At 67.6% G+C, this 12,955-nt stretch carries 9 protein-coding genes and 1 tRNA gene; 4 read left to right on the top strand and 6 right to left on the bottom strand.

Going from position 1 to position 12,955, the window contains the following annotated elements:
- The first annotated feature begins 14 nt into the window (after window positions 1-14).
- Together rpmB and Asera_RS17850 are read left to right on the top strand one after the other, a co-directional pair.
- Entirely contained in the window at window positions 15-227 is a 213-nt protein-coding gene (rpmB, locus tag Asera_RS17855) for a 50S ribosomal protein L28 (RefSeq protein WP_370467026.1), read from the top strand.
- Window positions 228-431: 204 nt separating this feature from the next.
- Window positions 432-1,484, top strand: coding sequence for an SAM-dependent methyltransferase (locus Asera_RS17850; RefSeq protein WP_030447830.1), 1,053 nt, complete (start codon window positions 432-434; stop codon window positions 1,482-1,484).
- 270 nt (window positions 1,485-1,754) lie between these two features.
- Here the strand turns inward: Asera_RS17850 and Asera_RS17845 are convergent, their stop codons facing one another.
- Window positions 1,755-2,255 carry an Hsp20/alpha crystallin family protein gene (locus Asera_RS17845; RefSeq protein ID WP_035297635.1) on the bottom strand — a complete coding sequence of 167 codons (501 nt, stop codon included), beginning with the start codon at window positions 2,253-2,255 and terminating at the stop codon, window positions 1,755-1,757.
- A gap of 124 nt (window positions 2,256-2,379) precedes the next feature.
- Between Asera_RS17845 and Asera_RS17840 the strand changes: the two genes are divergently transcribed.
- Both Asera_RS17840 and Asera_RS17835 read left to right on the top strand, forming a co-directional pair.
- Window positions 2,380-2,853 carry a type II toxin-antitoxin system PemK/MazF family toxin gene (locus Asera_RS17840; RefSeq protein WP_035297633.1) on the top strand — a complete coding sequence of 158 codons (474 nt, stop codon included), beginning with the start codon at window positions 2,380-2,382 and terminating at the stop codon, window positions 2,851-2,853.
- A gap of 509 nt (window positions 2,854-3,362) precedes the next feature.
- Window positions 3,363-4,031 (top strand): VOC family protein, encoded by a 669-nt coding sequence (locus Asera_RS17835; protein WP_030447827.1) that lies wholly within the window; start codon window positions 3,363-3,365, stop codon window positions 4,029-4,031.
- Between the two features lie 16 nt (window positions 4,032-4,047).
- On the opposite strand, the gene Asera_RS17830 is transcribed toward Asera_RS17835, so the two are convergent.
- From Asera_RS17830 to Asera_RS17810, 5 genes are all read right to left on the bottom strand, one after another.
- Window positions 4,048-4,124: transfer RNA gene (locus tag Asera_RS17830), tRNA-Ile, on the bottom strand.
- A gap of 1,054 nt (window positions 4,125-5,178) precedes the next feature.
- The gene (locus Asera_RS17825) at window positions 5,179-5,547 is read right to left on the bottom strand and encodes a hypothetical protein (RefSeq protein WP_035297631.1); all 369 of its coding nucleotides are present in this window, start codon (window positions 5,545-5,547) and stop codon (window positions 5,179-5,181) included.
- A 148-nt stretch (window positions 5,548-5,695) separates the two neighbouring features.
- A complete protein-coding gene (locus tag Asera_RS17820; protein WP_051802609.1) occupies window positions 5,696-6,007 on the bottom strand; it encodes a hypothetical protein in 312 nt (103 codons plus the stop codon).
- A 210-nt stretch (window positions 6,008-6,217) separates the two neighbouring features.
- A complete protein-coding gene (locus Asera_RS17815) occupies window positions 6,218-6,424 on the bottom strand; it encodes a hypothetical protein (RefSeq protein ID WP_157034989.1) in 207 nt (68 codons plus the stop codon).
- Window positions 6,425-6,434: 10 nt separating this feature from the next.
- On the bottom strand, window positions 6,435-12,929 hold the full coding sequence (locus Asera_RS17810; RefSeq protein ID WP_084132171.1) for an RHS repeat-associated core domain-containing protein: 6,495 nt from the start codon (window positions 12,927-12,929) through the stop codon (window positions 6,435-6,437).
- Window positions 12,930-12,955 lie beyond the last annotated feature (26 nt).

The following is a 12,955-nucleotide window of genomic DNA, read 5'->3' as shown; positions in this document are numbered from 1 at the left end:
GAATGACCGTGTCTATGCGTTGCGACGTCTGCGGCAAAGAGCCCGGCTACGGCAAGAGCGTTCAACGGCTCGGCCGCAACGCGCTGGTGCGCCGGGTGAAGTCACGCACGTCCCGCCGCTTCAACCCGAACATCCAGCCGGTGCGCACCGTGGTCAACGGCACCCCGAAGCGGCTGAAGGTGTGCACCTCCTGCCTGAAGAAGGGCAAGGTTCTGCGCCGCGCATAGTGGCCCCCGGCCCGGTCCTCCTGCGTCCGGGTCGACCCGAGCCATCGCACTGGCCCCGCCGGACGGTGAAGTCGATCTTCGCCACCGCGGGGCCATTGTTTCGTTCACGGGGTGCTGAGAACCCCAGGTAGTTCCTCGGACACCGCGCGGCCCGCCGACCCGGGCCGGTCGCGGTGGGCGAGCGCGGAGAGGTGTGAGCGCGGCGTGAGCGACGACAGCGGGCGGGTCGTGTTCTCCGCCGCCGAGGAGAGCTTCGGCGCCGCCGCCCGCGAGCTGCAGCGAACCCTGCAGTCCCCCGCCGTCGAGCGGATCGGCCCGGACCTGGGCGTACTGTCGGCCGGCCCGACCGCCGCCGAGGTCGCCGCGGCCTGCCGGAGCCGGCCCGTGGTGTTCGTCCGGCACCTGACCGTCGAGCTGGCACGCCTACCGCGGCCCGACGCGGACGATCCCGACCGGGTCGCGGCCCGGGTACGGGCGGTGCTGGACGGCCCGCTGCCGGGCGAGCTGGCCGAGGCGGCCCGCGCCGACGAGCTCGCCGTGCAGGCGTGGATCAGCGAGCCGGACACCGTCGGGTACGGCTCGCGGCAGCTGTTCGAGGCGGTCGCGGCGGCGCTGCGAGACGCCGGCCGGACGGTACGGCGGGCCGGCGTCGACACCGTGGTGTCCTGCGTGGTGACCCGCGACGGGGTGCTGATCGGACTCAACCGGACGCCGGACAGCCTCAGCGACTGGCCCGGCGGCCGGGTCCGACTGTCCCGCGGCCCCGACCAGGTCTCCCGGGCCGAGTTCAAGCTGGAGGAGCTGTTCCAGGCGTACCCGGTGCCGCTGCCGGAGCGCGGGCGGGCGGTCGACCTCGGCGCGGCGCCCGGCGGCTGGACCCGCATCCTGCGCGAGCGCGGCCTGGACGTGTGGGCGATCGACCCGGGCGCGCTCGCCGAGTCGCTGACCGCCGATCCGCGGGTGCACCACGTCGCGACCACCGTCGGGGAGTTCTTCCGGTACAACCGGACCCGGTTCGACCTGGCCGTGAACGACCTGCGGATGGAGCCGCGGCTGAGCACCCGGGTGATGCTGGACGCGGCCGGGCAGCTTCGTCCCGGCGCGCACATCGTGCTCACCCTCAAGACCGGTACCCGCCGACCGCTGGACACCGTACGCGACTGTCTGCGGCTGCTGCGGGAGCGATACCAGGTGCTGTTCGCCCGACAGCTCTACCACAACCGCAAGGAAGTCACCGTTCTCGCCCGGCTGCGCTGAGCACCCGCCGCCACGGCGGCGCCGGCCGATTCGAGCCGCTTTCCCGCACGGCTCGGCACCCTCGGCACCCTGGGCACCCTGGGCACGCTTGCACCCCGCGCCCGGCACTCTGGCACCTCGGCACCTCGGCACCTCGGCACCTCGGCACGACAACGCTCCGGCAGCCGGAACGACGGCGCTCCCACAGCCCGGGACGACGGCGCTCCTGCAGCGCGTGCGCACGACCGCGGCCCGGCGCGAGTGCGCCGGGCCGCCGTGGGTGTTGCGTCGTTACTCCTGGTTCGCCGCCTCGTCGGTCGACTCCGCCGGGCTCTCCCCCGCGGCCACCGCCGCCGGCTGCCCGGTCGTCACCGCGATGCGGCGGGTCGCCGGCTGCGCGTACGCACCGGCCACCCGCACGGTGAGCACGCCGGCGTCGTAGCTGGCGGTCACCGCATCCGGACCGAGGTGCCGGGGCAACCCGAAGGTGCGCCGGAACGCGCCGTAGCGCACCTCGCGCCGGCCGCGCCCACCGTCGGTGGTCTCGTCGCGGCGCTCGCCGCGCACCACCAGGCGGTCGCCGTCGACCTCGACGGTCACATCGTCCTCGACGCGCACGCCCGGCAGCTCGATGCGGATCACCGCGTCCTCACCGTCGGACACCACGTCGGCGGCCGGGGTGAACCCGGCTCGCTGCGCCGGCCAGCCCGCGCTGTCCCCGAACGCGCTGCGCACCAGCGCGTCGAACTCGGCGAACGGGTTGGTCCGGGACCACAACGACACACTGTTCATCGAAATTCTCCTTCGGCACTACCACTCACTCCCGGCCCGGCAGCACCGGGCGTCACCCTCTACAACTTGAGTCGACCCCGCTCAATTCCCGCGGCGGGCAAATCGGTACCGGTAGGGTGCCGGCGTGCCGAACCTCCTCGCCTCCGTGGCCGCCCGCCTGCGCCGACGCCGCCCCGGTGTACCCGCTCCGGCCCGGCCCGCCCGCCCCCGCCAGGTCGCCGCGCTGCGGCGCCGCACCCTCGCATACGCCCCGGAACTGGACGGCCGGGCCGATCCGGGCGAGATCGTCTGGACCTGGGTGCCGTACGAGGAGGATCCGCGCCAGGGCAAGGACCGGCCGGTGCTGGTCGTCGGCCGTTCCGGCCGGCGCACCCTGTACGGGCTGATGCTGTCCAGCAACGCCCGCCGGGACGGCCAGCACAACTGGTACGCGCTCGGCCCCGGCGACTGGGACCGACAGCACCGGCCCAGCTGGCTGCGGCTGGACCGGGTACTGACCATGCGCGAGGACGGCATCCGGCGCGAGGGCGCCATCCTGGACCAGCCCAGCTTCGGCCGGGTCGCCGCCGTGCTGCGCGGCAAGTACGGGTGGAGCTGACCCGCCGGCGCGCAATTCGCCCCCTCGGCGCCGGCAGGTCCCGAGCCGTGGCGACCGCCGCCTCGATCGAGGTCTCGAACCGGATCGGCACCCCGCCGCGCGGCCAGTCGTTCGGTGGCCGATGCGTCACCACCACCATCGGCACCTCGCCCGCCGGGTGGCCGCCCCAACCGTCGGTCAGGTCGTACAGCCGGCGGCCGGGCCCGGCCTGGCCACCGCGCCGGTCAGCACCTCCGCGGTACGCCGCGAGACGGGCAACTCGGGAAGGCCGGCGCTGAGCTGCAGCCGCGTGTCCCGGTGGCGTAGAAGCCGAACAGCTCGTCGCAGCCGTCGTCCGGGTCCGCGACGAGCCCGTCCACCGACCTCGCCAGATGCGCGATCACCCTTCGTTGCTGGGCAGGCGGCGCGGTGGGCGGAAACTCATCGCCCGCGGCACGGACATCCGGACGGGGTTCGTCCGGAACCTGCCCTACCGTGGGCCACCACGACCCATCGGCGGACGGAGCATCATGGACGACCAGCAGCGGCTGACGGCCGAACAACTCGTCGAGGCCGGCCTCGACGACTGGCGGCCGATCCTCGGCCGGCTCAAGGCCCGCTTCCGCACCGGCGACCCCGCCACCGGGTACGCGCTGGCGAACGCGATCGGGCAAGCCGCCACCGCCGCCGGCCACTACCCGGACCTGACCCTCACCGGTACGGCCGTGGTCGTGGCGCTGACCAGCCCCGACGTACCCGGCATCACCGGCCGCGACGTCGACCTCGCCCGCGCGATCAGCCGGCGCGCCGCGCAGCTCGGGGTGACAGCCGACGCCGGCGGCCTGACCCAGCTCGAACTCGGCCTCGACACCGCCGCCAGCTCGCGGCTCGCCCCGTACTACGCGGCGCTGTTCGGCGGCGAGGTCACCAACGGCGAACCAGTCGATCCCAGCGGCCAGGTACCCACCGTGTGGTGGCAGGACCCGACCGAGACCGGCGGACCGGCGCTGCCCGCGCAGCCGTTCGAACAGCGCTGGCATTTCGACGTCTGGGTCAGCCACGACGAGGGCGAACGGCGCCTCCAGGCCGTCCTCGCCGCCGGCGGGCGCCTGGTCAGCGACGCCGCCGCCCCGTCGTACTGGGTGGTCGAGGACGCCGACGGCAACCGCTCCTGCATCTGCACCCCGGCCGGCCGCTGACTCGGGCGGCTCCTGGTGGTGGGGCGGGCGGGACTCGAACCCGCGGCCAAAGGATTATGAGTCCCCTGCTCTAACCGGCTGAGCTACCGCCCCCAGCCGTCAGCACCCTATCCGACGCCCCGCATCGGGAACCGCCCGGTAGCCCCCAAACCGCCCCCGACCTGCACCGACGTCGCGTGTGCCCTTTGCCGGCTCCGGCCGGCCCGCTCGGTGCCCGTAGCGATCATTGGCGTCGTCTGGCGTCGGTTGAGGGCCGTTTGGTTCACGCGCTCGGAGCATCAAGGGAGCACCACACCACCGGAGTTGCCGATGAAGTCGACTGCCCGATCGCAGCGCCACGATCAGTCACAACATCGTCCCCAGCGTCCCGTGGACCCGGGCTTAGCCGGCCGCGTGCTCCAGCGTGCTCCGCACCCGGCGCTCACCAGGACCGTAAAATACACCTCCTCGCAACCAGGCGATCCTGCCGTGCCTTGAGCGACACCGCAGTCCCCTTCTCGAGGGCCTCCGCCAGGAGAAGGCGTAGACGCCGACGACCACATCCCCGTAGCACGCCTGTCGGCCGACGGGGCCGCGCACGGGTCGGGCACCACGTCGGAGTAAGGGCGTAGGTCAGCGATCCGGACGGTGCCCAGCGGGCCCAGTTTCACCAGCACCGCAGGGATGGCAGAGGATGCAGCAGCAGACACGGTCCATCTCATGATCATCTGGCTTGGACACCACCTGTCATGCGCCCAACCGGTCTCAACCAGGCCCTCTAAACAACCACGGAACTTGATCAAGCCCTAGCCGTCGGGATCCACACAGAGCTCGCGGCCGGCCACATCCCCTTGAACGACGTGCCGAGCCCCTGGGATCTGAGGGAGCCGGGAGAAAAGTTCCTCTCAGCTACCCGCCCCACCGACTGTCCGGAGAATGCGGAGCCGATCACCGATCACAGACCCATTAGGGATGGACGCTCGACATCCGTGCAAAATTCTACAATCCGTCGGATCACTCGGCGAAAAAGTGCTGCTGTTGACGTGGGTTTCGAACGCGCCGAGGGTCAGATTAGCGGTGTCGCGTTGCAGGTTGGCGATTGCGGTCTTCGCGTTGTTCCATACGTGTTCGAAGGGGATCTTGTCCGACGCGTCCGGCGGCATCTGGATCAGGGTGATGTTGGCGAAACTGGTTCCCGTCGCCGAAGCATGCCCTCAGCGCCTTCGACGTGTGCCAGCCGGCGTTGTCCCACATGATCGCGAGTTTCTTCCCGGATGGTGCGTTGGACTCGGGCCAGCACCCCGATCGTCTGAGCAGTGTTCTGCTGCCCGTCGATCCATTCGATTCCGACCTTGCCTGTCTTCAGGTTCAGCGCCTCGAAAAACGACATCGCCTCCCGCTGCCGGTCCACGTACAGCTTCGTGCGCTGCCCGACCAGCGACCACATGCGCCGGGCCTCGGCCTCGTGCTCCACCCGAACCTCGTCGGCCGCGAACACCTCGACCCGGTCGGGCCAGCAAGCCTGCGCCCTGGTCACGGATCTGCGCCATACGCGCTGTGATCGCCTCCTCATCACGCCGCTTGTCAAACGGATCGGGCAGCTTGAAACTCATTCCCGCGAATGCATCAACACGTGATAGCACGACGCCGGATCGTACCCCACACCGAAACGGAACTCCACCACATCAGCCAACGCCGGAACATCCCAGATCCCAGAACGCCACCGGAACACCATTCTGGGACGGAGGCACGGCCACCAGATCCGCCACATCGGCCTTCTGCTCCCGCGCCAACTTCGCCGCGTTCTCGTTTTCCGCATGCCCGATCACCACCGAACCCAACCGTCGGGTACCCAGTCGCGCAGCCAAACCCTGCACCGTCTTCGCCGACCGCTCCACCATCCGGCCGATGACCTCCGACGGAACACCTTCCGACGCATACCACACGGCCTCCGCCTTCATCCGCACCAGCGTGAAGGTGTCGATCCGTTTTTCCACCGCATCAACATAGCGCGTTCGTCGGGCTCGACCGAAATCACTACACGGCCATCATACCGCGTGAAACAGAACACGAAATCTGGTTTTGTTTTAATTTCGGCCATAATCGACAGTCTTGATGAGGCTCCGCGCAACCTCGCGAACGCCCGAACTCGCGTTCGGATTGTTCTTGAGTCAATTATGCATGTTCTGTTGTACGCAGCTGACGAGTTACGTCTTCGGATTCTTCTCTACGGTAGCGCTGACACATTCCATCCAATCCGACCATGCAGCCAGATCCGTGGGCTGTCCGTCCGCTTCGATTGCGATATCGCCCAGCAATGTAAGGAGATCGTCTCCCGCCCGATTGGCAAATTTCCAAAGGAATTTAGACATGGCTTCGAATGCTTCGCGCTCATTCATTACATAGTCGCCCACAATGCCCTCCCTATCGGGGACTCTGATTCAGCCCGCCATTGGTAATGGTCGTTCCATTCCTTACTTCCGCCCACACTTGAGTGCCATTCGGCAGTGTCATAAAGTATTTGTCAAGAGTACCAGCACCGTTGGGAAGTGTAATGGTAGTACGGAGATTGCCGGGCCGAATTGCGCTCTTTATTAATGCGCGATTCTGTGGCGTGTCCGTAGTCAGATGCCCAGGATGCCCACTGCGGAAAATATGTGATGTATCGTTCCGGAATTCCGGCCCACAAGTGTCGGCACATAGGCCCGCCGGCACCTCTTCTTCCGCGCCTGCTGGTACTTCGCCGTCGCCTTGGCCGTAGCTGGAGTTGAAGACTCGAAGGACAGTTCCGGCGGCGGTGCAGATAGTGACGCAGGCGACGAACAGTTCGGGGCCGAAGTAGATCGCGACGCCGACGGCGAGGATGACGCCGACCCCCAGTCCGATGTAGGCGAGCTGGGTACCTGCAGATAGACCCTTACCCTTTGCGCTTTCGATCTCGTCATAGGCTGTCAGCAGTTTCTGGCGGTAGCTGCTGCTGCAGTGCACTGCCGAGTCGGGCATGGAGCAGGAGCCAAGAATTCCGCCAATGGTGGTTTGCACATCAGTGTGTCGCCCGTTGTAGGCCAGACCTGATTGGGGGTGCGTGACCATGTACCGAGCCATGGAGTACGGATTGGTCCCGTCGGGCACCCGGACTCCGTTGATGCTGTAATGCCGACCGCCATCTGACCCAATTGAACTGTCGACGAAGACTTTTTCGGTTCCGTTGTCGTTGGTGACCGGGTCGTGTTCCGGCTTTCCCTCGGCCACCGCCCAACGCTTGTTGCCGGCCTGGAGCTGGGAGACGGTGCCATATCCTTGCCCGTCGTCCCCCTGCATGAACTGCCCGCTGGGGTCGGAGCCGGTGACTGGGTCGTTGCCGGAGTAGTCGTAGCCGCCGAGTTGTTGGGGGCTACTCGCCTCCAAGACCGAGTCGGCGGAAAGGAACCGCCCGGTTGCGGGGTCGTACTCGCGGGCGCCGAGGTTTTCCATGCCGGTGCTGGTGTCGGGGGTGCCGCCGACGTATCCGGTGTCGCCCGGCCAGTCGTTCGGTGTGACTCCCCGGGGCTGGCCGAACGGCTTGTACTGGCGGCGGGTGACGGTTTGGTCGTTGTCGTTGATGGCCAGCTGGTCGGTGCCTTGCCGGTCCGGGACCAGTTCGTACCAGGCGCTGGCCGAGGTTCGTACCGCCACCGTGGTGCCGCCGAGGCTGTAGTAGCGGCTGCCGGTGACCGCGCCGGTGGAGGTGTCCAGGGTCAGTTGCTCGTCACCGATGAACACGGTGGTCGAGCCGGGGTCACGGCGCACGGCCAGGGACCCGTCGGCGTTGTAGACGTAGCTGGTGTCCCCCGCGGCGGTGGTGTCGGTGGCCAACTGGCCGAGGCTGTTCCAGCTCAGGGCCTGGTCGCCCTGTGCACCGCCAGTGATGGCGGTGGTGTTGCCGGCAGCGTCGTAGTCGTAGGAGGCGGACTGTGCGTCAGCGTCCGGTCCGGTGGCCGAAGTGGAAGTCAGCGTGTCCGGCTGATCGGTGCCCGAGCCTTGCGCGGGGTAGGCGTAACTGGTGGTCGTGTCGCCAGACGGCTGGCCGGTCGTGTCGTGATCGGTCTGCGTAGCGCGGTCCCCGCCGGCGGTGAACGTCCACGACTGCCAGTACGGCTCCGCACCACCCACCATGGACGAGTTGCCGGTGCTCGGTGCTCCCGCACAATCGTCGGTGGCGGTCCATGCCGATGAAAGCCGTTGGGCGTAGTCGTAAGTGAAGCACTGGGTGTCCACGCTCGCTGCGGCGTTCTGCTTGTCGACAATCTTGGTGACCAGCCCGGCACCCTCGGACACCGTGCTGTTGCCGTAGCTGTAAGTGAGGTTGTCGACGTCGCCGGAGAACGTGGAGTCGGTGGTGCGCACACCGGTCAGCGCGTGGGTCTGTTCGTTGTAGGTCAGGGTCGCCCACACGGTGCCGGCGGTGCCCATCGTGTACTGCAACGGCTGACCGAGCTCGCTGTAGCCCACCGCGTTGACGTAGTGGGCCGACACACCACCACCGGCGCTGGTCAACGAGACAGGCTGATCAAGGTTGTCGAGCCCAGTGGTGATGGACTCCGAGGGTAGCCCGCTGCCGGCCGGGTCGTTCTCGACGTTGGCCTGCCCATTGAGCGTGTAGCCGTAGGTGAACATCAGACCGCCGGAAGGAACCAGGCTGGTCCCCTCGCCGGTCAGGGTCACCCGCTGGGCGCCGACCTTCTCGTACTGGTTGTAGGCCATCACGGTGGAGGTCAGCGTGTCGCCACCCGAGTAGGAGGTCACCGAGGTGGGCAGGCCCTTCTTGACCGTGTCATAGGTCCAGGCGGCCAGTTGGTTCGATGCCGAGAGCGTCTGGGTGCTGGTCGTGTCGTACTCGGCGGTTTTGCGGCCGTCGACGTCGTAGGCGAAGGTGGTCTGCGCGCCGCGGGCGTCGGTGGTGGTCAGCAGTTGCCCGGCAGTGTCGTAGCTACTGGCGGTGTGGCCGGTGTCTGGATCGGTGGCATCGGTCTGCTGCCCGAGCAGGTTGTACTTCCACGTCCACGTGTTGCCGGCCGGGTTGGTCAACGACGCGCGCTGCCCCGCGGGGGTGTAGGTGTAGCGGGTGTCGTCATAGTTGGATGCAGCGTCGTTGACGTAGTCGGGGTCGGCGCCGGAGTGGTACTGGATCAGGTCAGTGGTGTTGCCGCGGGCGTCGACCACCGCGGTGGTCGCGGTTGCGCCGGCCGGCGGAACAGTGGTCGAGAAGTTACCGCCATACGTGTAGGCGGTGCGCCAGGTTTCGGTCGCGTACTTGTACGAGATCGCCGCGGTCTTGCGGCCCGCCCCGTCGTAGATGTAACCCGTCTCGGAGGAGATCTTGCCCGGCTGCACCTGCGCCATCGTCGGGTTGACGGCGGTGGGCGTGTAGTAGGGACCAGCGGTCTCGGAAACCCACCCGTCGGTGTTGTAGATCGTGTCGGTGATGTCGGCGCCATTGTCCGGCGTCTGAGTCTGGGTTTCCCGGGCCCGCAGCAGGCTGTCGTACAGCGTTTCCGATAACTCGTAGCTGCCGTCATGGAGAAGCGTGTACGCATCCACCACCGACGGACCACTGTTGGAAACCGCGTAGGTGTATTTCGCGTTAGCCGATGAGGTACTGCTGGGCAGCCACACCCCGGTCAACCGGCCCAATGCGTCGTACTGCTTCTTGGTCTTGTAACCGGCCGGATCGGTAGTCGACAATGCCAGCCCACGCAGCGGGTCGTAGCTGATCGTGGTCGCGAACCCCTTCGGGTCGGTGACTGTTGTCGAAGTCGGCGCTGCCTCGGTCGCAGGGGTGTAGGAGGTTCTCGTGGTGCGGCTGTCCGCATCTGTGACGGTCAGCGTCCGTCCGTAGACGTCCAGCGTCGACGAACCGATCGTGGTCCAGGTGGGGGTACCGGCATTGTAGGCGGTGACCTCCTGGGTCTTGGTGATGTCGCCGACGCTGGGGGCGGTGCCGAAGGTGGCAGCCCCATCGTAGAAGCTGCGCACGTCCGACACCGCATCGTCGGGCAGGCTCGGCGTCGTGCCGCAGGCGACAGCGACGGTCGCGGTTTCAGACGCTGCGTTGAGGATCCAGGCAGTGGTGTTGTCGAGGTAGCTGGTGGTGGTGCACAAGTCATCGGCGGAGCTCGAAACATCGCCCTGGTCGTCAATCTGGGCGATGCGACCGTAGGAGTCGTGCGAGTCGACGGTCTTGGTTTCTCGTGTCGATCCGGACGCGAGGGGGGTGTAGACGCGTTGCTCGGCGCTGGCCAGATGGAATGCTTTCTGATCTGGCAGGCCGGACACCGCGTGACTTGCGGTCGCAGCCGACGACCAGGGCAGGTTGACTGTGTCGGTGACCAGATCCGAGCCGTTGAAGTTGCGGGTCTCGACCGTCGCCCCGGCGTACTGGTTCTTGTCGGTGATGCTGTCGCCACGGGTGTCAGACACCGTCACCGACCGGGTACCCCCGTCCGGCAGGGTGTCTCCATCCATCCCGCGCAGGTATGTGCTGGTGGTCTTCGTGATGGGGTCGGGGACGGTGCCGGTGGACACGGTCATGCCGCCGAACCCGCGCCACTGGTCCCAGGTCCGCCGCGACGACGGGATCAACGGGTTGTCGTTGTAGTGCCAGGCGCCACCGCCGACGGGGGTGTAGGTGGTGACGATGTCGTCGTTGGCCGACCCGCCGTACGGATCCTGTTCGGTCACGTGCGTGACCACATACTTGTTGAACCAGTCGATCGTCGGCGAGGTCTGGCCCGGCCGGGTCCAGTAGTCGGGGTAGGCCAGCGTCGTGTTGTGCGCGGGGTCGCTGGGCTCGTCGGCCGGGGTCAGTGCTGTGGAGTAGTTGACGGAGACCTTCTCGCCGGTCTCGGTGACGATGGAGTCCATCCGGTGCCGGGTGATTGGCGGGTATCCGTCGGTCACATCGACGCGATTGGACATCGCCTTACCGGCGAAGGTCACCTTGGGCAGAGTGATCGACGAGCTCGACCCGCCGGCGGTGGTGTCCTGGCCGGTGTGGCTGATGGAGTCCAGCCACACCGACGGCGTCGTGCTGTCCCCGGTTGTCGGGAAACTGTGCTTGAGGCTCCACGAGTCGACCGTGGTCTCCGTACTTCCGACCAGCACCTTGGTGCTGATGCCGGTGAGCATCCGGTCCGACCAGAACGACGGGGATTGGCTGGCGCAGGCATCGCCGTTTGCGCAATGCAGGTCGTAGGGCACGTCCGGCCAGTCGGTGGCCGTCGAGCTGGACAACGTCGACGGGTCGCATCCATCCGCGGAGGTCTTGCACCGACCGTTGGTCGAGAACAGGACCTCCGCAGCCGGTGAGGTGGAGTACACGGCGCCGTCGCGTTGCCCGTACCAGATTTTGGCCAGCTGGCCGCTGCGGATGTAGCTGGTGTTGGCGGTGGAGCCGAGGTCGCGGGCGTAGTAGTCGGTGTGGGTGGCGTAAAAGTAGGCGACTGTGTCGTGGTGGGTGTCCACGACGTAGTCGAGGTTCCACCGGTAGGCCTGCTGGCACCAGGAGTCGGCGAACGTCGCGTTGTAGCAGGGCTGTCCGGACTTGGTGGCATAGACGGGTTCGGTGAGCACCGAGTCGGTGGCGGTGTCGCCGGATGCGTAGCCGGGCAGTTGGTTCTTGCCGAAGTAGTACTGGGTGCCATCATCGGTGGTGATCCGCCAGTACTCCCCGCCGTGCGCACCGTTGGGGGCACCGGTCAGGTGCTCGATCCTCTCGTTGCCATCGGTGACCGCGTGCCAGTCGCCGCTGGCATCGTCCTGCACCAGCTGGGTGCTGGATCCGTTCAACGACAGGTTGATCGTGTTGTTGTTCGACCAGCAGTTGTCGGACGTCTTGGTCGTTCCAGTCGGGTTGTCGTGGCAGGAGGCGTAGGAGCGTTCGACGAAGCCGGGGCTGTAGTTCCAGCCGTCGCCGATCCAGGACGCCTGGTTGTTGGTCGAGGAGGTCAGGCCGTCCTGCGACTGCGAGTCGTAGGCCAAGCTCACGCTCGGTGACAGCCCACCGGGGACGTCGGGCACGTCGATGGGGTACGACCAGGAGAACGCGTCGGTGCTTCCGCCGGCCTGCCACGACCCGGACGGCTTCAACGAGGTCGCCGCGAAGTCCCCACCCCCGCCGCTGTCGGTCGAGTCGGCCGCGAGCACTACGCTCGGGTCCGCTGTGCCGTGGGCGGCAAGGGTGACGGTCGCGGTGAGCTGCTTGGTCTTGGTGTTGGTCGTGAACGGGATCGGGGTCTGGCGCCGGCACGCCGCAGTGCCCGGGGTGGCGGTGGCGCAGGCAGGCAGGGTCGTCAGCCGCAGCCGGGACGCCCAGTCGGCACCGTAGGCGTCCCGGAAACCGGCATACCCGATCGACACCTGTACCTGCGCCGACGACGCCTTACCGTCGTCTCGCGAGATGGTCACCAGCGCACCCGTTACACCGGCGGAGGTCGCGGCGCGGTGTGATGCGACATGCACCGTCACCTTCGACGGCGTCGGCTGATGCGAAGCCTTCGCCCGGTGGCTGGTCGGCGGGCCGACCCACACGGGCAGGTGACCTGCGCGGCGAGCCGCGGCGCCGGGGTGGAACGAGAGTGAGACCACGGCAGTACCGGACGGCCACTTCGTCTTGGTGGCATGCCAGGCGGGCATGCGTTTCTGCTTGACCGGGTGGAAGGTCACCGGCTTGGTGTTCACTGCCGCGACATCGTGCGTCTGCGGGGCCGACGGCCCGGACAGAGCATGGTCGGCAGCGGGCGCGACCAGCGTGGCCGCGGTCATCACCACCACGGCCAACCACACCATCGGCCGCGAACCGACCTGTCTCCGGACGGCCGCCACCCTGCGGGCGACGAATCGGGAAACGCGGGAAGCGTTGCAGCGCAAGCGAAACGTCATGAGTTCTCCCGGAGGGGGCAGGAGTG

This window comes from Actinocatenispora sera, assembly GCF_018324685.1.
GTDB lineage: Bacteria > Actinomycetota > Actinomycetes > Mycobacteriales > Micromonosporaceae > Actinocatenispora > Actinocatenispora sera.
This window is presented reverse-complemented; position numbering and strand designations above follow the sequence as displayed.

Bases quoted from the DNA above. Each gene is read 5' to 3' on its own strand.
- Asera_RS17810 (WP_084132171.1), bottom strand. From the start codon at position 12,929: ATGACGTTTCGCTTGCGCTGCAACGCTTCCCGCGTTTCCCGATTCGTC.
- Asera_RS17845 (WP_035297635.1), bottom strand. From the start codon at position 2,255: ATGAACAGTGTGTCGTTGTGGTCCCGGACCAACCCGTTCGCCGAGTTC.
- rpmB (WP_370467026.1), top strand. From the start codon at position 15: ATGCGTTGCGACGTCTGCGGCAAAGAGCCCGGCTACGGCAAGAGCGTT.
- Asera_RS17835 (WP_030447827.1), top strand. From the start codon at position 3,363: ATGGACGACCAGCAGCGGCTGACGGCCGAACAACTCGTCGAGGCCGGC.